The organism is Curtobacterium sp. MCBD17_013, from assembly GCF_003234565.1.
GTDB lineage: Bacteria > Actinomycetota > Actinomycetes > Actinomycetales > Microbacteriaceae > Curtobacterium.
In genome coordinates this window covers 151,077-170,006 of sequence record NZ_QKTU01000007.1, presented here as the reverse complement: position 1 = coordinate 170,006, position 18,930 = coordinate 151,077, and the positions used below count along the sequence as shown (strand labels likewise).

The following is an 18,930-nucleotide window of genomic DNA, read 5'->3' as shown; positions in this document are numbered from 1 at the left end:
GGTGGGGTGTGCTCGGTGGCTGCGGTGGCTGGGGGCCGGGAGGAACGGTGCGGGTCGGGTGGACCGCGCGCCGGTCGGAGCCGCTCGCGGTCAGGCCCGTGAACGGGTCCGGCCCAGACGTCCGGTCGGATGGGTGGTGACCGGGCGTCTGGGCTGACACGGTGTCACTTGATGGTGGCGACGGCCTTCTGGACCTTGCTCGCGAGGTCCGAGGACAGCGGGGCAGAGCCGGCCTGCTGCGCGGCGGCCTGCTGGGCGTCCGACGAGGCGACGTAGTTCAGGTACGCCTTGACGAGGTCGGCCTTGCTGCTGTCGCTGTACTGCTGGCACGCGATGGCGTACGAGACGAGCACGAGCGGCCAGGCGCCCTTCGCGGTGTCCTTGCGGTTGATGTCGATCGCCAGGTCGTTCTTCGCGCGGCCCGACACGACGTCGGAGTCCGCGACGACCTTGGCGGCGCCGTCGGCGCTGATCTTGGTGGCGGTGCCGCCGACCATGAGCTTGGCCTTCGAGAGGCTGCCGGCGCCGGAGTCGTCGATGTAGGTGATCGAGTTCGACGCACCACCCATGGCGCTCGCGACACCCGAGGTGCCCTGCGCGCCGTCACCGACCTTGTACGGGTAGGTCTGGCTCGGGGCGGCGTTCCAGACGTCCGACGCGTTCGCCGAGAGGTACTCGGTGAAGTTCTGCGTCGTGCCCGAGTCGTCCGAGCGGTGGATCACGTTGATCGAGGCGGACGGCAGCGACGCGCTCTTGTTGAGCTTGGCGATCGCCGGGTCGTTCCACTTGGTGATCGTGCCCTTGAAGATGCCGGCGACGGTCTCGGCGTCGAGCGTGAGGTTCTTGACGCCGTCGACCTTGTAGGCGATGGCGATCGGCGAGATGTAGATCGGCAGGTCGATGCCCTTGGTGCCGGTCTTGCACTCCTTGAAGTCGCCCGACAGCTCGGTGTCGGCGAGTGCTGCGTCGGAGCCGGCGAAGTCGGCGGCACCCGAGATGAAGCTCGAGCGGCCCGCGCCGGAGCCCTGCGGGTTGTAGTTGACCGTCACGCCGGACGCCTTCGACTGGAAGCCCGAGATCCAGGTCGTCTCGGCGGTCCCCTGCGCGCTCGAGCCGATGCCGTTCAGGGTGCCGGAGAGGCTGGAGAGGTCCGCGCCCGTCGAGGCGGAGGACGAGGCGCTGGCGGAGCTGCCGCTGCCGCTGCCCTCGTTCGCCGCGCAGGAGGAGAGCACGATCGCGCCGGCGATCGCGATGGCCGCGACCGAACCGATTCGCTTGATGTTCACAGGGGTCCCTTCGGGGATGTCAGGTGCAGGGGCGGCCGGTGGGTGGCCGACCTGCGAGTGACAGTAAGGAAGGGAAGTGACGGGGACGACGCCGCTCGGTGAACGACGGGTGAACGAGCGGGGAACGGGATCGCGGGATCGTGCGGCGCAGTGCCGAGCGCGCTATACGTGGATCCGTGTGTGCCCGCTCCGGCACCGCAGGCGCGTCAGTCGTGGACGCCGGACGAGTGGGTCTCGACGGCGATGAGCTCGTCGTCGGCGATGTGCAGCACCGCGAAGTCCCCGGTCGAGAGCATCGCGGCCCGGTGCAGGTCGAAGCGCGAGTCCTCGCCCGAGGTCGCAGCGGCGATGTGCGCGATGATGTCGGGGAGCACCGGGCCGTGCGAGCAGAGCACGGTGGTGCGTCCCTTCCGGAGCCGCTTGCGCACGACCCCCGGCACGTCGCTCTTGCCGTGCTCGTGGGCGTCCTGGCTGATGTCGGCGGTGCTCGTGACGCCGATCTTCGTCTGCGCCGAGAGCGGCTCGACCGTCGCCAGGCATCGCGCGGCCGTGCTGCTCACGATCTTCCGCGGGCCGAAGGCGGCGATCGCCGGCGCGACCTGCTTGGCCTGCGTCCGCCCGACCGGCAGGAGTGGCCGGGTGGCGTCGGGTCCGCTCCACTGGTGCCGCGGCGTGGTCTTGCCGTGCCGGAGGGCGATCATCGCGAACGTCCGGTGCTGGCCCACGGCGGCCCGTTCGGCGAAGCGGTCGAGGATGGCGATGTCGCGCTCGTACGTGAGCATCGACCGTGCGGCGTCGATGTCCACCCACTCGAGCGCAGCGACCTCGTCGTTCGGGTGGAAGGCCCCGGCCCGCTCGATCTCGGTGTCCTTGACCTGAGCCACCCAGTAGTGGACGACCTTGTCGCGGCCGTTCGGGAGCACGTACTCGGCCGTGCCGATCGGGGCGCCGAGGTGCACGCGGTAGCCCGTCTCCTCACGGATCTCGCGGACCGCTGCATGCGGCACCGACTCGCCCGGGTCCACCTTGCCCTTGGGGAACGAGACGTCCTTGTGGTGCTCGCGGTGGATCAGGAGCACCTGGGGGCCGCTCTCGTGCCGTCGCCAGCACACGGCACCGGCGGCGACCACGAGGCCGTCGGGTGTCGTCTGGCTCATCGGGAGGAACGCTTCCGCGCTGAGATCTGGCGCATCAGGCTGTCCTGCAGGTCGAGTAGGGGTTCGCCGTCGTCGTCCACCGCGTGCCGGGTCCACTCGCCGTCGGACTCGAGGTGCCACGAGCTCGTGGTGTCGGCCATCGCGAGGTCGAACAGCCGCTCCATCTCGTCGATGTGCCGCGGCGCGGTGAGTCGGACGAGGGCCTCGACGCGGCGGTCGAGGTTGCGGTGCATCATGTCGGCACTGCCGATGTAGACCGCCGGGTCGCCGTCGTTGTGGAACGAGAAGACCCGCGAGTGCTCGAGGTACCGGCCGACGATGGAGCGCACGCGGATGGTCTCGCTGTAGCCCTCCATCGCGGGCTTGAGCGAGCAGATGCCACGGACCCAGATGTCGATCGGGACACCCGCCTGGCTGGCGAGGTACAGGGCGTCGATGATCTCCTCGTCGACCATCGAGTTCACCTTGATCCGGATGCCCGAGGGCTTGCCCGCGAGCGCGTTCACCGTCTCGGTGTGGATCCGCTTGAGCAGGCCCTTGCGGAGGTGGAGCGGGGCGACGAGCAGCCGCTTGAACTTCTTCTCGATCGCGTAGCCGGACAGCTCGTTGAACAGGCGGGTGACGTCCTTGCCGACCTGATCGTCGGTGGTGAACAGCCCCATGTCCTCGTAGATACGGCTCGTCTTCGGGTTGTAGTTGCCCGTGCCGATGTGCGTGTAGTGCCGCAGTCCGTTCTTCTCCTGGCGGATCACCAGGGCGATCTTGCAGTGCGTCTTGAGCCCGACGAGTCCGTAGACGACGTGCACCCCGGCACGCTCGAGCTTGCGCGCCCAGCCGATGTTGTTCTGCTCGTCGAACCGGGCCTTGATCTCGACGAGTGCGAGCACCTGCTTGCCGGCCTCCGCGGCGTCGATCAGGGCCTCGACGATGGGGCTGTCACCCGACGTCCGGTAAAGCGTCTGCTTGATGGCCAGGACGTTCGGATCGGCGGCGGCCTGCTGCAGGAACGCCTGCACGCTCGTGGAGAAGGACTCGTACGGGTGGTGGACGAGGACGTCTTCGCGTCCGATCGCACGGAACAGGTCGGGCTTCATGTTCGGCTCGTCGGGCTGCAGCTGCACCGCCGTGGTGGGCACGTGCCGCGGGTAGTGCAACTCCGGGCGGTTGATCTTGGCGATCTCGAACAGTCCGCCGAGGTCCAGCGGCGACGGCAGACGGAAGACCTCTTGCTCGGTGACGTCGAGCTCGCGGATGAGCAGGTCGAGGGTCACCGGGTCCATGTCCTCGGTGATCTCGAGGCGGATCGGCGGCCCGAACCGGCGTCGGAGCAGCTCGCGCTCGAGCGCCTGCAGGAGGTTCTCGGCCTCGTCCTCCTCGATCTCGACGTCCTCGTTGCGGGTGACGCGGAACACGTGGTGCTCGACCACCTGCATGCCGGGGAACAGGTCGTCCAGGTGGTTCGCGATGAGGTCCTCGAGCGGGATGAAGCGCAGCCGCCCCGACCCGTCGTCCGGGAGCTGCACGAAGCGCGGGAAGTTCTGCGGCACCTTGAGCCGGGCGAACTCCTGTCGCTCCGTCTTGGGGTTCCGGACCCGCACCGCGAGGTTGAGGGAGAGCCCCGAGATGTAGGGGAACGGGTGGGCCGGGTCGACCGCCAGGGGCATGAGCACCGGGAAGATCTGGTCGGTGAAGTACTCGTCCATCCGGACGCGGTCGGCCTCGGCCAGGTCCGACCAGTTCTCGACGTGGATCCCCGCGGCGTCGAGGTCGGGCTTGAGCGAGTCGCGGAAGGCGTGCGCGTGGCGGTCCTGGAGCTCGTGGGCGTCGCGGGCGATGTCGGCGAGCACGTCGAGCGGGGCGCGGCCCACGTTCGTCGGCACGGCGATGCCGGTGTCGATGCGGCGCTTGAGCCCCGCGATGCGCACCATGAAGAACTCGTCGAGGTTCGAGGCGAAGATCGCGAGGAAGTTCGCACGCTCGAGCAGGGGAACCGCGCGGTCCTCGCCGAGTTCGAGCACGCGCTGGTTGAACCGGAGCCAGCTGAGCTCGCGGTCGAAGTACCGATCCGTCGGCAACGACTCGTGCTCGACGCGGACGATCTCGTCGAAGTCGTCGAGATCCGGGGTGACGGATTCGCCGTCCAGCTGCGGCTCGGTTTCCATGGACTCATCCTGCCATCCGGGTCCCCCACGCGGTGGTGGTAGGACGACCTCGTGGAGAACCCAGGGTGAACGGACGACGTGGAGGCGTCGGTCAGGGCGCCGCGTACTGCACGTCCACCGCGTGCTCGGTGAACCCGGCGCGACGGTAGAGCGCGAGCGCCGGGACGTTGTCGCCCTCGACGTAGAGCGCCGCCGCGGTGAGTCCCCGCCCGCGCAGACGCGCCATCCCCGCGCGCATGAGCACGCCGCCGATCCCCTGCCCCTGCAGGTCCGGGCGCACGGCCACGGCGTAGAACTCACCGATGCCGTCCTCGACCTTGAGCCAGCAGGAGCCGGCGAGCCGGGGGTCGTCTCCGCGTCGGAGGAGGAGCAGGTCGGCACCGTCGAACCACGGCTCGCGCTCGCGGTCGCGGAGGTCGTCGAGCGTCATCCGGCCCTGCTCCGGGTGGTGCGCGAACGCGGCGGCGTTGAGGTCGAGCCAGGCGTCCTCGTCGATGCCCGGACGGAACGCGTCGACGTGCTGGTCGGCCGGGAGGCCCGGGTCGGCCGCGACGCGGACCTCGCCTCCGCCCGCCGGTGCGGTCCCGGCCCCTGCGCTTCCCTCCGTGAGTGGGGCGCGCAGCTGGAGCAGCCGGCGGACGGGGTGCCACCCGGCCCGGGCCGCGAGGGCCTGCGCCGCCGGTGCGTCGCCGTGGGCCCATGCGAGCGACGGAGCCGGTCGGACCGCGAGCGCACGGTCGACGAGCGCGGTCCCGATGCCGCGGCCCCGGGCCTCCCGGCCGACCGCGAGTTCGAGTTCGCCGTCGCGCAGCACCGCGACCCCGCGGCCGTCGTCGTCGCTGAGGACGCGGGCGCGTCCGGCGCGGACGTCGACGAGGGTCTGGTCGGAGAACGGCGGTGCCTCGCCGTGGGCGGCGGCCTCGGCCGCGAGCGCCCGGACGAGGTCACCCGCTGCGGTGTCAGACACCGTCGCCGGCCAACCGGTCGGCGTCGTCGTCGTACACGTTGAAGCGGTAGCCGACGTTGCGGACCGTGCCGATGAGCGACTCGAGGTCCCCGAGCTTCGCGCGCAGGCGCCGGACGTGGACGTCGACCGTGCGCGTGCCGCCGAAGTAGTCGTAGCCCCAGACCTCGCTGAGCAGCTGCTCGCGCGTGAACACCCGTGAGGGGTGGGTCGCGAAGAAGCGGAGGAGCTCGAACTCCTTGAAGGTGAGGTCGAGCGGCCGGCCGCGCACCTTGGCCGAGTAGCTCGCCTCGTCGATGACGACGCCCGACGCCTGGATCTTCGACCCGGACTGCGCCTGGGAGGCCCGACCCACGACGAGGCGGATGCGGGCGTCGACCTCGGCCGGGCCGGCGGTCTCGAGCACGACGTCGTCGATGCTCCACTCGCTGTTCACCGCGGTGAGTCCACCCTCGGTCACGACGAGCACGACCGGCGTGGTCGATCCGGTGGTCGAGAGGATCTTGCAGAGGGACTTCGCGCTCACGAGGTCCGTCCGGGCGTCGACGAACATGAGGTCGCTCGACGGCGCGTTGACCAGCTGCGAGGCCTCGGCCGGGACATGTCGGATGCGGTGGCTCAGGAGACCGAGCGCGGGCAGCACCTCACCGGGCGCGGTCGAGGTGAGCACCAGCAGCTGGGCCACGGAACCTCCAGGACGGGTCGGGGCGGTCCCCCACATCCTAGTGACGCCCCCGGACGGACCCTGCGCCCGGTCCCGCTCCCGGTCCCGGTCCCGGTCCCGGCACCGGCCGCACGCCCCGCACCGGTGCGATGATGTGACGATGAGCGACACGACACGGACGAGCCGCATGACCACCCTGTCGGTCGTCCCGGTGTGGGTGCTCGCCGTGGTCGGGGCCGTCCTCGTCCTGCTGCTCGCGCACGAGGACCCCTTCGCCTGGATGCTCCTCGTGCTCGTGGGCAGCGTGCTCGTCGGCTTCGTGCTCCAGCTCGCGACCCAGACCAAGGACGGACTCGTGCTCCGCATCAGTGCGGCGTCGTCCGGGGCGTTCGTCGTGGTGCTCGTCGGGACCGTCCTGCTGCTCGTCCGAGCGTGACGGGCGCGACGGGCAGCACGGGCGCCACCGGCCGGACGGGGCCGACGGCCTGACGGATCGCCCGGCCTGCGGCTCGCCGTCCGCGCCGGACGCGGGAGCGTCAGGGCCGCCGCGTAGACTCCGGGCATGGATTCGCTGCTCCCGCTCGAGCTCTTCTACGTGGGTCTCCTCGGGCTCGCGTCGCTCGCCATCGCGTTCACATCGGTCGTCGTGCTCGTCAAGCTCTTCAAGGGTCAGCGCTGACCCGATGATCGACATCCCATCGAACCTCCCGGCCGAGCTCGTCCCACTGTCCTGGCTCATCGGTGTGTGGGAAGGCACGGGCGTCGTGCACTACCCCGTGGGCGACGACGTCCGTGAGCACGAGTTCGGCCAGCGGGTCAGCTTCAGCCACGACGGCCTGCCCTACCTCAACTACTCGTCGTCCGCCTGGCTCCTCGACGAACGGCAGACGCCACTCACCGCCGAGATGGGGTACTGGCGGCTCGACCGTCCGTCCGAGCCGGGGGACCGCGGTCCCGCCATGCTCCTCGGCGAAGGCGCAATGCCGTTCACCACGGCCCGGAGCGTCGAGGCGCTCCGCAACAACGACGACGGCTTCGACATCGAGGCCTCGATCATCCACCCGACCGGCGTCAACGAGCTCTACGTCGGGCGCATCCACGGGCCCCGGATCGATCTGTCGACCGATGCCGTGATGCGCTCCTCGAACGCCAAGGAGTACTCCGCGGCGACGCGCATGTACGGCCTCGTCGAGGGCAAGCTGTTCTGGGCGTGGGACATCGCGGCGCTCGGGCAGGAACTCACCTCGCACGCCTCCGGGCAGCTCGCCCGGGTCGAGTGACCATGTCGAACGCCGACGGCACCACCTCGCCGGACCGGGAGGGCACCCCCTTCGCGACGCGGGACGGGTACGTCGCCGACGGCGCGGGTGTCGCGGCGCACTACGGCAACCCGCTCGGCGAACAGCGTCTGCTCGAGCGGGGCCGCGCCGTGGTCGACCTCGGCACGTACGGCGTCGTCACGGTGACCGGCCCGGACCGGCTGTCGTGGCTCAACTCGATGACGACGCAGCTGTTGCTCGGCCTCGCTCCGGGCGTCCCGACCGAGACCCTCGTGCTCGATGCCTCCGGACGACTCGAGCACGCGGCGCGCGTCGTCGACGACGGCACGACCACCTGGCTCGTGACCGACCCCGGCGACGCCGCACCACTCGCGGCGTGGCTGACGTCGATGCGGTTCATGCTCCGCGTCGACGTGGCCGACCGGTCGGCCGAGCACCGGGTCGTCGGCGCCTTCGCGGACGCGCCCCTGGCCGCGTTCGCCCCCGTCGTCACCTGGACGGACCCCTGGGCCGCGATCGCCGTCGGTGGCTGGAGCTACGCCGACCCGTCCGACCACCCGGGCCGGGACTGGTCGCTCCGTCTCGCCGTGCTCACGCCCGCGGACGCCGCCGCGCTCGCCGCGTCCGACGTGCCCGTCGCGGGCACGCTCGCCCTGGAGGCCCTGCGCATCGCAGCGTGGCGCCCGCGTCTCGCGGACGCCGACGAGCGCACGATCCCGCACGAGCTCGACTGGATGCGTTCCGCCGTCCACCTCGACAAGGGGTGCTACCGCGGGCAGGAGACCGTCGCGAAGGTGCACAACCTCGGGCATCCGCCGCGCCGCCTCGTGCTCCTGCACCTCGACGGCTCCCAGGGGGTCCTGCCCACGCCGGGCGCCGTGGTCCGGGCGCAGTCCGACGACGCCGAGGTCGGCAGGGTCACCGCGGTGGCGACGCACCACGAGCTCGGTCCGATCGCGCTCGCGGTGGTCAAGCGCACGGTCGACCCGACCGCGGTCCTCGTCACGGACGCCGAGGACACCGTGGTCACGGCCGCGCAGCAGGTGATCGTCCCGCCGAGCGCGGGGGCGACGGCGGACGTGCCCCGGATGCCGCGCCTCGGCGCGGTCCGTCGCCCGACCTCCTGACCCCTGTGCCGCCGACGTCGGTCCGGCGGCGGCGCGCTGATCCGGCCGCGCTCACGCCGGCGCGACCGCTGACCACGGCACGGTCACCTCGCCGAGGCGCCATCGGGTGACGCCGTGGAGGACCGGCCAGCCCCGGTCGCGCATCGCCCGGACGGTGGCGATCCACCGCTGGCGGGGCCCGTAGGTCCCGAGCGGCGCGGCGACCGCCCACGCGTGGTCGAGGTCCCGCAGGTAGTCGTGCACGCGCTCCCCGGGCACGTTCCGGTGGATGAGTGCCTTCGGCAGCCGTTCGGCCACGATCGAGGGGGCCTCGAGTCCGGCCAGGCGGAGCGACACCGTGAGGGTCTGCGGGCCGCCCCGCGTGACGTCGATCCAGCTCGCGACGCGGCCGACCTCGTTGCACGTGCCCTCGACCAGGACCCCGTCAGGCTGGAGTCGGTCGGTCATGAGCGCCCAGGCGGCCGGGACCTCGTCCTCGGCGTACTGGCGGAGCACGTTGAACGCGCGGATGACGGCGGGGCGACGACCCTGGGGCGTGGGTGTCTCGAACCCGCCGAGCCGGAACGTCACTCCGTCACGTTCGGCGAGCCGGGCGACCCGGACCCGCTCGGGCTCGATCTCGATCCCGGTGACCTCGACGTCGGGCCGGACCCGCGCCAGGCGGTCCCGGAGTTCGAGCGTCGTCGTCGGGCTCGCCCCGTAGCCGAGGTCGGCCACGAGCGGATCGTCCGTGCGGCGCAGCACCGGGAGTGCGGCGATCCACCGGTCCACGCGCCGCAACCGGTTCGTGCCGGTGGTGCCGCGCGTGACGTTCCCGATCGGCATCCACCCAGGGTAGGGCCAGGGTGGGCTCGTCCGATCGAGCCTCCGGGCCGCTCGGTAGACTCCGGGCATGACCTCGACACTCGTCCTCCTGCGGCACGGCAACAGCGACTGGAACCAGAAGAACCTCTTCACCGGTTGGGTCGACGTGCGGCTCAGTGAGCTCGGCGAGCAGGAGGCGAAGCGTGCGGGGCAGCTCATCGCCGAGTCGGGGATCGTGCCCGACGTCCTCTACACCTCGGTGCTCACGCGGGCGATCCAGACGGCGGACATCGCCCTGCTCGAAGCCGACCTCGCGTGGCTGCCGGTCAAGCGGAACTGGCGTCTCAACGAGCGGCACTACGGCGACCTGCAGGGCAAGGACAAGGCGCAGACGCTCGAGCAGTACGGCGAGGAGCAGTTCATGGAGTGGCGTCGGTCGTTCGACGTCCCGCCGCCCCCCATCGCCGACGACGCCGAGTGGTCCCAGGCCCACGACCGGCGGTACGCGGACCTCGGCGACGACCTGCCGCGGACGGAGTCGCTCGCGCTCGTGATCGACCGCCTGCTGCCGTACTGGCAGTCGGACATCGTGCCCGACCTCGCGGCGGGTCGCACGGTGCTCGTCACCGCACACGGCAACTCGCTCCGGGCGCTCGTCAAGCACCTCGACGGCATCTCGGACACCGACATCGCCGGCCTCAACATCCCGACGGGCATCCCCCTGGTGTACGAGCTCGACGACGAGCAGCGTCCGACCGGTCCCGGCCGGTACCTCGACCCGGACGCCGCCGCCGCGGGTGCCGCCGCGGTCGCCGCTCAGGGCAAGAAGTAGGGGCAGCTCCCGGCCTTCCCCCTCCCCGCCGAGATCGCACAACACGCCACTCACCTCCAGAGGTGAGCGGCGCGTTGTGCGATCTCGGCGCCCTCTTCAGGCGCCGAAGTGCCGGCTGATCTCCAGCACCAGTTGCGCGACGTCGAGGGCCGCGCCGGTGTCGACCCGCACGACGGGCCCGAGCCCGACCGGCCCCGCGGCGGCCGCGTGCTCGTCCCAGAAGGCGAGCAGGTCCTCCAGATCGCCGTGCGTGGGGTGCCGCAGGGGCGAGCCGGGGTCGTACCGGTCGCGCAGGCGTTCCTCGGCGACCGTCCGGTCGACGTCGCACCAGACCTCGACGAACCGCGGGGACCCGGCGCGCGCCAGCCCCGTCACGAGGTGCTCCCGATCACGCGTCGGGAGCCACACCGCGTCGAGCACGACGCCGGCTTCGACCGCCGCGGCCATGCCCCAAACCGTGTCCATCGCGACGCCGCCCAGTGCACGCGACGTGATCATCGGGCCCGCGATGTCTGCGAGCGGTTCCTTGACGGCGTCCTTCGACAGGAGCGGGCATCCGAGCACCTCGGCCAGGCCGGCCGCGAGCGTGGTCTTACCCGATCCCGGGAGTCCGTTGACGAGGATCGCGACGGCAGCCATACGACCATCCTCGCAGAGCCGGGTCGGCCTTCGGCCCGGCGGGTCCGGCTACTCGGCCGCCGCGCCCACCCAGTCGCCGGTCGCCAGGTACTGCACCTTCTTGGCGATGGACACGGCGTGGTCGGCGAAGCGCTCGTGGTATCGGCTGGCGAGGGTCGCGTCGACGGTGTCGATCGTCGCGCCCTTCCAGGTCTCCCCGAGCACGGCGTCGAACACGCTGGCGTGCAGCTCGTCGACCCGGTCGTCCTCGTCACGGATCTCCTCGGCGAGGGTGACGTCCTCGGTCAGGAGCAGCCGCGCGAGCTTGTCGGCCATCGCGACGTCGAGGGCGCCCATGTCGCGGAACGTGGAGCGGAGGCTCTTCGGGACGACCTTCTCCGGGAAGCGGTAGCGGGCGAGCTGCGCGATGTGCTCGGCCATGTCGCCCATGCGCTCGAGCGATGCGCTGATGCGGAGCGCACTGACGACGGTCCGGAGGTCGCGGGCGACGGGGGCCTGGCGGGCCAGGATGTCGATCGCGAGCTCGTCGAGCGACTGGGCGGCGTGGTCGATCTTCGCGTCGTCGGCGATCACCTGCTCGGCGAGCGCGACGTCCGAGTCGTTGAACGCCGTGGTCGCGCGGTCGATCGCGGTCGCCACGAGCGCGGCGATCTCGGCGAGCCGCTCCTGGACGTCCTGGAGCTCCTGCTGGAACACTTCGCGCATCATGAGCCCTTCCGTCGGCACATCTCACCTGGTGCATCGTCGGCGGATGCCCGAACAGTGTCGGCCGTCCAGGTGAACGGACGGTGACGGCCGACTGAACGGTCGTCGCGGCACCCCCGGTCCTCCGTGGACCGGGGCTGGAGGGGTGCGCGTCCGTCCTTACACTGGCGTCCATGGACAACGCGTGGCTCGTGCCACTGTCGATGCTCCTCGGCGGTGTGTTCGGTGCGGGCGTCGTGGTGTTGGTGATCGCGGCGGAGCGGACCGCCCGGGCGGCCGACGTCGCCGAACGGCACCTGCCGGACGGCGTCGCGGCGGTGATCGCGACGATGCACAACCCCGCGGTGGTCGTCGACCCGTCGAACACGGTGGTCGCGGCCTCGCCGCAGGCGCTCGTCGTGGGCCTCGTCGTGCGGCGGCGGCTCGTGCACGACGAGCTCGTCGACCTCGTGGACCGGGTGCGCCGCAGTGGCGAGAACGCGACGGAGGACCTCGAGCTGACCCGGGGGAGCCGCGACGCGATCGGGTACCTCGGGTTCCGGGCGGCGTTGCTCGGGAACCGGTACGTGCTGCTCACCGCCGACGACCTCACCGAGAGTCGACGGATCGACGAGGTCCGTCGTGACTTCGTCGCGAACATCTCCCACGAGCTCAAGACCCCGATCGGTGCGATCGGCCTGCTCGCCGAGACCCTCGTCGCGGCGGCGGACGACCCGGAGCACGTCCGTCGGTTCGCCGCCCAGCTCGTGACCGAGTCCGAGCGGCTCGGCGCACTGACGAAGGACATCATCGAGCTGTCCCGGCTGCAGTCGCTCGACGTCGTCCAGACGAGCGAGGAGGTCGCCGTGGACGGCATCGTGCAGGCGGCGATCGACGCGAACTCGGTCGTCGCCGCGAGCCGCGACATCCAGATCGTCCGCGCCAAGAAGTCGAAGCTCCGGGTCATGGGTGACGCGGCGCTGCTCCAGGTCGCGATCTCGAACCTCGTCGCGAACGCGGTCAAGTACTCACCGGACCACACCCGCGTCGGACTCGGCGTGCGGCGGGCGGACGGCTTCGTCGAGATCACCGTCACCGACCAGGGGGTCGGGATCCCGGAGGTCGACCTGGACCGCGTGTTCGAGCGGTTCTACCGGGTCGATCCTGCGCGGTCCCGGGCGACCGGCGGCACCGGCCTCGGACTCGCGATCGTCAAGCACATCGTCGCGAACCACGGCGGCGACGTCCGCGTCTGGTCCCAGCCCGGCCGCGGATCGACGTTCACCATCCGGATCCCGGAAGCCGACCCCGAACTCACATCAGCCCTCGAAGAGCACCTGGAAGAGCAGCAATCGTGACCCACATCCTCATCGTCGACGACGAACCCGCCCTGAGCGACCCCCTGAGCTTCCTGCTGCAGCGCGAGGGCTACGAGACCACCGTGGCCGCCGACGGCGTCGCCGCACTCGCGCAGTTCGACGCCGTGACGCCGGACCTCGTGCTCCTCGACCTCATGCTCCCGGGGCTGCCCGGCACCGAGGTCTGCCGACAGATCCGGACGCGGTCGAACGTGCCGATCATCATGCTCACGGCGAAGGACTCCGAGGTGGACGTCGTCGTGGGCCTCGAGCTCGGTGCGGACGACTACGTCACGAAGCCGTACTCGACCCGCGAGCTCCTGGCCCGGATCCGCGCGGTGCTCCGGCGCCGCGTCGACGACGACCAGGCGGACAGCGGCGTGCTGCAGGTGGGCGCCATCCGGATGGACGTCGAGCGGCACACGGTCACCGTGGACGGCGCCGAGACGCCGATGCCGCTCAAGGAGTTCGAGCTCCTCGAGCTGCTCCTCCGGAACGCCGGGCGCGTCCTGACCCGCGGTCAGCTCATCGACCGCGTGTGGGGGTCCGACTACTTCGGGGACACGAAGACCCTCGACGTGCACATCAAGCGGATCCGCTCGAAGATCGAGCGGACGCCGTCCGTGCCCGAGGTGCTCGTCACCGTGCGCGGGCTCGGCTACCGCATCGAGGCCTGATCCGCCGGTCGCCGGCCGGGAGGGACGGTGCGGGCCCGACCCGCGCCTCCCGGCCGCGCGCGGCGCTGCCTGCCCGGCGCTGCCTGCGCGGCGCTGCCTGCGCAGCGCTGCGTGCGCGGCGCTGCCTGCGCGGCGCTGCGTCCGCGGCGGCCGGTCCGATCCGATCCCCGTTCGGCGGGGCGGACGACGCGGCGCCCCCGACCCGGAGGTCGGAGGCGCCGTCGGTGCTGCGGGACGTCGGACCGTCAGCCGACCGGCGTGGCCGTCGAGGTCGGCGTCGGCGTGAGGGTGGGGGTCTGCGACTGCTGCGGGGTGGGCAGGAGCGTGCGGTACTCCTCCATCGCGCCGTTCAGCACGGGGACCGAGATCGACTTGCCCGAGGCGCCGGAGTAGGTGAAGTAGACGCGGGCCAGCGAGCCGGCCTTCGAGTCGAGCTTCGGGAACACGACCTCCTGCGCGGTGGGGCTCGTGCTGCCGAGGTCCACCGAGGAGTTGCCCGGGATGACGACGGTCACGGACTGCCCCGCGTGGTCCTTCGGCTCGATCGTCACGGTGCGCTTGCTGTCCGCGTTGTTCACGAGCGACGCGACGAGCCGTGCCCGCTTGCCGTTCTTGGTGAGGAGGAGGGCGTTGCGCACGTCGACGGCACCGACGGAGGTGCTCACGCCGTCACTCGCGTTGTACCCCTTGGTGGTGCCGGCCTCGGTGAGGAACTCGCAGCCGGCGGTCCCGACGGCGATGGACGCCGCCACGGCGATGGACACGAGAACCCGAGCTCTCACACTTTCCTCCAGGAGTCACGATGCTTGACCGGTGGGACAGCCGTCATGGACGCATCCGAGCTTGGCGCGGTGCGGCTGGGGCCGCTGTCAGCGACCCGCGCGACACCGGATCGCAGCGGGCCCACGGCGACCCGCCCCATCCTAGCGATGGGCGGGGGCACTGCCCGTGCAGCCCCACCGGCCGCCCATTACTCGACAAATGCTTGTGGTAAACTGAAGGTCTCGGAACGGAGCTCAACACATGCAATTCGAGGTCGGCGAAACCGTCGTCTACCCCCACCACGGGGCGGCAACCATCTCTGAAGTCAAGACGCGGATCATCAAGGGCGAGGAGAAGGTCTACCTCAAGCTGCGTGTCACCCAGGGTGACCTGACGATCGAGGTGCCGGCGGACAACGTCGACCTCGTCGGTGTCCGTGACGTCATCGGCAAAGAGGGCCTGGACCGCGTGTTCGAGGTCCTGCGCGCCCCGTTCACCGAGGAGCCGACGAACTGGTCGCGCCGGTACAAGGCGAACCTCGAGAAGCTCGCCTCGGGTGACGTCATCAAGGTCTCCGAGGTCGTCCGCGACCTCTGGCGCCGCGACCAGGACCGCGGTCTCTCCGCCGGCGAGAAGCGCATGCTCGCCAAGGCCCGTCAGATCCTGATCTCCGAGCTCGCCCTCGCCGAGAAGACCGACGAGGACCAGGCCTCGACCGTCCTCGACGAGGTCCTCGCCTCCTGACGCATCCGTGACCCACCGGTCACCCACGACGGCGCCGACGTCCCATGACGTCGGCGCCGTCGCCGTGCGCGCGGTCGTCGTGGTCGCGGCGGGTTCGGGGACCCGGCTCGGGTTCGGCGTCCCGAAGGCGTTCGTGCCGGTCGCCGGCCGTCGGATGCTCGAGCGGGCGCTCGAACCGCTGTTCACGCTCGCCGAGCCCACGTTCGTCGTGGTCGTCGCTCCCGTCGAGCGGCTCGACGAGTGCCGTGCCCTCGTCGCCGACGTCGCCGGACCGGCGGTCGGCCACACGGCGGTCGTGCCGGGAGGCCCGGATCGCCACGCGTCCGTCGAGGCCGGCCTGGCAGCCCTGCCGGACTCCGTCGCCTCGGTGCTCGTCCACGACGCCGCCCGGTGCCTCACCCCGGCCGACCAGGTCGAGCGGGTGTTCCAGGCCGTGCGGACCACGGGCGCGGGGGTCGTCCCGGCGCTCCCGGTGACGGACACCGTGAAGCGCGTCGACGTCCTCGGTCCCGATGACAGCGCCGTCGTCGTCGAGACCGTGGACCGAGCCGCACTGGTCGGTGTGCAGACGCCCCAGGGGTTCCCGCTCGACGCACTCCGGGCCGCGTACGCGTCCGCCTCCCGCTCCGAGACCGACGACGCCGGGGTGTTCCAGGCCGCGGGCGGCGTGGTGCACGTGGTGGCGGGTGACGCGGACGCCTTCAAGATCACGACCGCCTGGGACCTCCGTCGCGCGGAGGCCGTGGTGGCCGACCGCGGGGCGGACCGGTGGCCGTCGGGTTCGCCTGGTCCGGGCCTCCCGGCCGGGGTGCCGGTCGCCACACGCGTCGGGCTCGGTGTCGACGTCCACGCGTTCGACGCCGCGGTGCCGTGCCGGGTCGGGCTGCTCGCGTTCCCGGATGAGCCCGGACTCGCGGGCCACAGCGATGGGGACGCCGTCGCGCACGCGGTGTGCGACGCCCTGTTGTCCGCCGCCGGGCTCGGGGACATCGGCGGCCGGTTCGGGACCGATGATCCCCGCTACGCCGGCGCGTCGGGGACCGTGTTCCTGCAGGGGGCGGTGGCGCTCCTGGCCGAGGCCGGTTGGGTGCCGACGAGCGTCAGCGTGCAGGTCATCGGGAACCGGCCGCGGATCGGTGCCCGGCGCGAGGAGATGCAGGACGCACTCGCGGCGGTCGTCGGTGTGCCGGTCGCGGTGTCCGGGACGACCACCGACGGCCTCGGGTTCACGGGCCGGGGCGAGGGGCTCGCCGCCATCGCCACGGCGCTCGTGCACAGGGCGACGGGTGCCGACACCGTCCACACGGCGGCCGTCGACTGAGTCACGCGGACGGACGACCCCATAGTCTTGAGGCCGTGACCGTTCGCCTGTACGACTCCCGCGCGGGGGAGGTCGTCCCCTTCACGCCGCTGACCGACGGCCACGTGGGCATGTACGTCTGCGGTCCGACGGTGCAGTCGTCCCCGCACATCGGGCACCTCCGTTCGGCGCTGGTCTACGACCTCTGGCGGCGGTGGCTCGTGCACCGTGGGTACGAGGTCACGCTCGTCCGGAACGTCACGGACATCGACGACAAGATCCTCGACCTCGCGGCCGGGTCCGGCGAGGAGTGGTGGGCCCGCGCCTACCGGTTCGAGCTCGAGTTCGCGGCCGGCTACCGGGCGCTCGGGATCCTCCCCCCGACCTACGAACCGCGGGCCACCGCGAGCGTGTCCGAGATGCAGGCGATCATCGCCCGCCTGGTCGAGCGCGGGCACGCCTACCCCGCGGCGGACGACTCGGGCGACGTCTACTTCGACACGGCGAGCTGGCCGGACTACGGAGCGCTGACGCACCAGCGTCGCGACGACATGGTGGACGCCACCGATGCCGATCCCCGGGGCAAGCGCGACCCGCGTGACTTCGCCCTCTGGAAGGGCACGAAGGCGGGGGAGCCCGCATCCGCGTCCTGGCCGTCCCCGTGGGGTGCGGGGCGACCGGGCTGGCACATCGAGTGCTCCGCGATGTCCCGGCGGTACCTGGGTGCGGCGTTCGACATCCACGGGGGCGGCCTCGACCTGCGCTTCCCGCACCACGAGAACGAGCTGGCGCAGTCGACGGCGGCCGGTGACGCCTTCGCCACCCACTGGCTGCACAACGGCCTCGTCACGGTCGACGGCCAGAAGATGTCGAAGTCGCTCGGCAACTCGATCTTCGCGGCGGACTTCCTCGCGGCCGCGCGCCCCGTCGTGGTGCGGTACTTCCTGGCGTCGGCGCACTACCGCTCGACGATCGACCACCACGAGGGCTCCCTCGCCGAGGCCGAGGCGGCGTTCGAGCGCATCGCCGGGTTCCTGTCGCGTGCCCGCCGGCGCCTCCTGGACGAGCCCGTGCGCGTGGCCGCCGTCGTCCCCGACGCGTTCGCCGCCGCGATGGACGACGACCTCGCCGTTCCGCAGGCCCTCGCGGTGCTCCACGAGACGGTCCGGGCCGGCAACGCCGCGCTCGACGCCGACGACATCGCCGCGCTCGGCGCCGCCCACCAGCAGGTCACGGCCATGGTCGAGGTGCTCGGGATCGACCCGCTCGCCGACACCTGGTCCGCCGGCTCCGAGGCCTCGGACCGCGCCGCCGGTCCGCTCGCCCAACTCGTCGAGCGGCTCGTCGCCGAGCGCACCACTGCCCGTGCCGCCCGCGACTTCGCCACGGCGGACCGCGTGCGCGACGACCTCGCCGCCGCCGGCATCACGATCGAGGACACCCCCTCCGGAACCCATTGGAGCATCGCGTGAAGAACACCTCCGGCAAGCGCAAGGGCCGTCCGGGCGCCGTCCGCTCCGGCCGCACCGGCAACAAGCAGGTCGGTTCGGGCGGGCAGGGGCGCCAGGCGCTCGAGGGGCGTGGCCCCACCCCGAAGGCCGAGGACCGGCCGTACCACCCCGCGGGCAAGCGCAAGGCCGCGCAGGAACGGCTCGAGACCGCCCGTCAGCGGCACGGTGCGTCGAGCGCGCCGCAGCCCCGCGCCTCCCGGCCGGCACCGCGGCGGTCGGGTGACGAGTCGGAGCTCGTGACCGGGCGCAACTCCGTGCTCGAGGCGCTCCGCGCGCGGATCCCGGCGAGCACGCTCTACGTCGCCGCCCGGATCGAGGTCGACGACCGCGTCAAGGAGATCCTGGCGCTCGCGACGCACCGCGGTGTGCCGGTGCTCGAGGTCATGCGGCCCGAGCTCGACCGCATCTCGGGCCACGACGCGGTGCACCAGGGTGTCGCGCTCAAGGTGCCGCCGTACGAGTACGCCCACGCGGACGACCTCGTCGACGCGGCCGAGCGTCGCGACCAGGTGCCGTTGCTCGTGGCACTCGACGGCGTGACGGACCCCCGGAACCTCGGGGCGATCATCCGGTCCACGGCTGCGTTCGGCGGCCACGGTGTCATCGTGCCGCAGCGCCGTTCGGTCGGCGTCACGGCCTCGGCGTGGAAGACCTCGGCCGGTGCCGCGGCGCGCATCCCCGTGGCGATGGCGCCGAACCTCACGCAGACGCTCAAGGCCCTGCAGCAGCGCGGGCTGTTCGTGCTCGGACTCGACGGTGACGGCGACGTGCAGCTCGACGAACTCGAACTCGCCGACCGGCCGATCGTCATCGTCGTCGGGAGCGAGGGCAAGGGCCTGTCGCGGCTCGTCACGGACACGTGCGACGCCGTCGTGTCGATCCCTATCTCGAGCGCCACGGAGTCGCTCAACGCCGGGATCGCCGCGAGCGTCACCCTGTGGGAGATCGCCCGCCGCCGTCGAGAGGCCTGACGCTCGGA

Annotated in this window: 19 protein-coding genes; 10 read left to right on the top strand and 9 right to left on the bottom strand. The window is 71.7% G+C overall.

Features of this window, described 5'->3' with window-relative positions:
• Positions 1–164 precede the first annotated feature (164 nt).
• The 5 genes from DEI81_RS09875 to DEI81_RS09855 all read right to left on the bottom strand — a co-directional run bounded on the left by DEI81_RS09875 (position 165) and on the right by DEI81_RS09855 (position 6,254).
• The gene (locus tag DEI81_RS09875) at positions 165–1,286 is read right to left on the bottom strand and encodes a phosphate ABC transporter substrate-binding protein PstS (RefSeq protein ID WP_111010531.1); all 1,122 of its coding nucleotides are present in this window, start codon (positions 1,284–1,286) and stop codon (positions 165–167) included.
• A 206-nt stretch (positions 1,287–1,492) separates the two neighbouring features.
• The gene (locus DEI81_RS09870) at positions 1,493–2,443 is read right to left on the bottom strand and encodes an NUDIX domain-containing protein (RefSeq protein ID WP_111010530.1); all 951 of its coding nucleotides are present in this window, start codon (positions 2,441–2,443) and stop codon (positions 1,493–1,495) included.
• Positions 2,440–4,605 (bottom strand): RNA degradosome polyphosphate kinase, encoded by a 2,166-nt coding sequence (locus DEI81_RS09865; protein ID WP_111010529.1) that lies wholly within the window; start codon positions 4,603–4,605, stop codon positions 2,440–2,442. The genes DEI81_RS09870 and DEI81_RS09865 overlap by 4 nt, the downstream gene beginning before the upstream one ends.
• Before the next feature lie 91 nt (positions 4,606–4,696).
• A complete protein-coding gene (gene mshD, locus DEI81_RS09860; RefSeq protein ID WP_111010528.1) occupies positions 4,697–5,572 on the bottom strand; it encodes a mycothiol synthase in 876 nt (291 codons plus the stop codon).
• A complete protein-coding gene (locus DEI81_RS09855) occupies positions 5,565–6,254 on the bottom strand; it encodes a winged helix-turn-helix domain-containing protein (protein WP_181434755.1) in 690 nt (229 codons plus the stop codon). The genes mshD and DEI81_RS09855 overlap by 8 nt, the downstream gene beginning before the upstream one ends.
• Positions 6,255–6,393: 139 nt before the next feature.
• Here DEI81_RS09855 and DEI81_RS09850 point away from each other — a divergent pair, with 139 nt between their 5' ends.
• The 3 genes from DEI81_RS09850 (at position 6,394) to DEI81_RS09840 (ending at position 8,640) form a co-directional block, all read left to right on the top strand.
• On the top strand, positions 6,394–6,669 hold the full coding sequence (locus DEI81_RS09850; protein ID WP_111010526.1) for a hypothetical protein: 276 nt from the start codon (positions 6,394–6,396) through the stop codon (positions 6,667–6,669).
• A 247-nt stretch (positions 6,670–6,916) separates the two neighbouring features.
• Positions 6,917–7,513 carry an FABP family protein gene (locus DEI81_RS09845; RefSeq protein ID WP_111010525.1) on the top strand — a complete coding sequence of 199 codons (597 nt, stop codon included), beginning with the start codon at positions 6,917–6,919 and terminating at the stop codon, positions 7,511–7,513.
• A 2-nt stretch (positions 7,514–7,515) separates the two neighbouring features.
• Positions 7,516–8,640, top strand: a complete 1,125-nt coding sequence (locus DEI81_RS09840) for a folate-binding protein YgfZ (RefSeq protein WP_111010524.1) — start codon at positions 7,516–7,518, stop codon at positions 8,638–8,640.
• Between the two features lie 51 nt (positions 8,641–8,691).
• On the opposite strand, the gene DEI81_RS09835 is transcribed toward DEI81_RS09840, so the two are convergent.
• The gene (locus DEI81_RS09835; protein WP_111010523.1) at positions 8,692–9,465 is read right to left on the bottom strand and encodes a class I SAM-dependent methyltransferase; all 774 of its coding nucleotides are present in this window, start codon (positions 9,463–9,465) and stop codon (positions 8,692–8,694) included.
• A 67-nt stretch (positions 9,466–9,532) separates the two neighbouring features.
• Here DEI81_RS09835 and DEI81_RS09830 point away from each other — a divergent pair, with 67 nt between their 5' ends.
• Positions 9,533–10,276, top strand: a complete 744-nt coding sequence (locus DEI81_RS09830) for a phosphoglyceromutase (protein ID WP_111010522.1) — start codon at positions 9,533–9,535, stop codon at positions 10,274–10,276.
• A 96-nt stretch (positions 10,277–10,372) separates the two neighbouring features.
• Here the strand turns inward: DEI81_RS09830 and DEI81_RS09825 are convergent, their stop codons facing one another.
• Both DEI81_RS09825 and phoU read right to left on the bottom strand, forming a co-directional pair.
• Positions 10,373–10,915, bottom strand: a complete 543-nt coding sequence (locus DEI81_RS09825; protein ID WP_220035663.1) for an ATP-binding protein — start codon at positions 10,913–10,915, stop codon at positions 10,373–10,375.
• Between the two features lie 48 nt (positions 10,916–10,963).
• On the bottom strand, positions 10,964–11,620 hold the full coding sequence (gene phoU, locus DEI81_RS09820) for a phosphate signaling complex protein PhoU (protein WP_111010556.1): 657 nt from the start codon (positions 11,618–11,620) through the stop codon (positions 10,964–10,966).
• A gap of 173 nt (positions 11,621–11,793) precedes the next feature.
• Here phoU and DEI81_RS09815 point away from each other — a divergent pair, with 173 nt between their 5' ends.
• Positions 11,794–12,957 (top strand): cell wall metabolism sensor histidine kinase WalK, encoded by a 1,164-nt coding sequence (locus DEI81_RS09815; protein WP_111010521.1) that lies wholly within the window; start codon positions 11,794–11,796, stop codon positions 12,955–12,957.
• The gene (locus tag DEI81_RS09810; protein WP_111010520.1) at positions 12,954–13,634 is read left to right on the top strand and encodes a response regulator transcription factor; all 681 of its coding nucleotides are present in this window, start codon (positions 12,954–12,956) and stop codon (positions 13,632–13,634) included. The genes DEI81_RS09815 and DEI81_RS09810 overlap by 4 nt, the downstream gene beginning before the upstream one ends.
• A 245-nt stretch (positions 13,635–13,879) precedes the next feature.
• Here the strand turns inward: DEI81_RS09810 and DEI81_RS09805 are convergent, their stop codons facing one another.
• Positions 13,880–14,398, bottom strand: coding sequence for a hypothetical protein (locus tag DEI81_RS09805; RefSeq protein ID WP_111010519.1), 519 nt, complete (start codon positions 14,396–14,398; stop codon positions 13,880–13,882).
• A 259-nt stretch (positions 14,399–14,657) separates the two neighbouring features.
• Here DEI81_RS09805 and DEI81_RS09800 point away from each other — a divergent pair, with 259 nt between their 5' ends.
• The 4 genes from DEI81_RS09800 to rlmB all read left to right on the top strand — a co-directional run bounded on the left by DEI81_RS09800 (position 14,658) and on the right by rlmB (position 18,922).
• Positions 14,658–15,140 (top strand): CarD family transcriptional regulator, encoded by a 483-nt coding sequence (locus tag DEI81_RS09800; RefSeq protein ID WP_111010518.1) that lies wholly within the window; start codon positions 14,658–14,660, stop codon positions 15,138–15,140.
• Positions 15,141–15,204: 64 nt separating this feature from the next.
• A complete protein-coding gene (gene ispD / locus DEI81_RS09795) occupies positions 15,205–16,461 on the top strand; it encodes a 2-C-methyl-D-erythritol 4-phosphate cytidylyltransferase (protein WP_258368616.1) in 1,257 nt (418 codons plus the stop codon).
• Between the two features lie 35 nt (positions 16,462–16,496).
• The gene (gene cysS, locus DEI81_RS09790) at positions 16,497–17,912 is read left to right on the top strand and encodes a cysteine--tRNA ligase (protein ID WP_111010517.1); all 1,416 of its coding nucleotides are present in this window, start codon (positions 16,497–16,499) and stop codon (positions 17,910–17,912) included.
• Positions 17,909–18,922, top strand: a complete 1,014-nt coding sequence (rlmB, locus tag DEI81_RS09785; RefSeq protein ID WP_111010516.1) for a 23S rRNA (guanosine(2251)-2'-O)-methyltransferase RlmB — start codon at positions 17,909–17,911, stop codon at positions 18,920–18,922. The genes cysS and rlmB overlap by 4 nt, the downstream gene beginning before the upstream one ends.
• Positions 18,923–18,930 lie beyond the last annotated feature (8 nt).

Bases quoted from the DNA above. Each gene is read 5' to 3' on its own strand.
- DEI81_RS09850 (WP_111010526.1), top strand. From the start codon at position 6,394: ATGAGCGACACGACACGGACGAGCCGCATGACCACCCTGTCGGTCGTC.
- phoU (WP_111010556.1), bottom strand. From the start codon at position 11,620: ATGCGCGAAGTGTTCCAGCAGGAGCTCCAGGACGTCCAGGAGCGGCTC.
- DEI81_RS09865 (WP_111010529.1), bottom strand. From the start codon at position 4,605: ATGGAAACCGAGCCGCAGCTGGACGGCGAATCCGTCACCCCGGATCTC.
- DEI81_RS09815 (WP_111010521.1), top strand. From the start codon at position 11,794: ATGGACAACGCGTGGCTCGTGCCACTGTCGATGCTCCTCGGCGGTGTG.
- DEI81_RS09800 (WP_111010518.1), top strand. From the start codon at position 14,658: ATGCAATTCGAGGTCGGCGAAACCGTCGTCTACCCCCACCACGGGGCG.
- DEI81_RS09840 (WP_111010524.1), top strand. From the start codon at position 7,516: ATGTCGAACGCCGACGGCACCACCTCGCCGGACCGGGAGGGCACCCCC.
- DEI81_RS09835 (WP_111010523.1), bottom strand. From the start codon at position 9,465: ATGCCGATCGGGAACGTCACGCGCGGCACCACCGGCACGAACCGGTTG.
- DEI81_RS09845 (WP_111010525.1), top strand. From the start codon at position 6,917: ATGATCGACATCCCATCGAACCTCCCGGCCGAGCTCGTCCCACTGTCC.
- DEI81_RS09825 (WP_220035663.1), bottom strand. From the start codon at position 10,915: ATGGCTGCCGTCGCGATCCTCGTCAACGGACTCCCGGGATCGGGTAAG.
- DEI81_RS09830 (WP_111010522.1), top strand. From the start codon at position 9,533: ATGACCTCGACACTCGTCCTCCTGCGGCACGGCAACAGCGACTGGAAC.
- DEI81_RS09870 (WP_111010530.1), bottom strand. From the start codon at position 2,443: ATGAGCCAGACGACACCCGACGGCCTCGTGGTCGCCGCCGGTGCCGTG.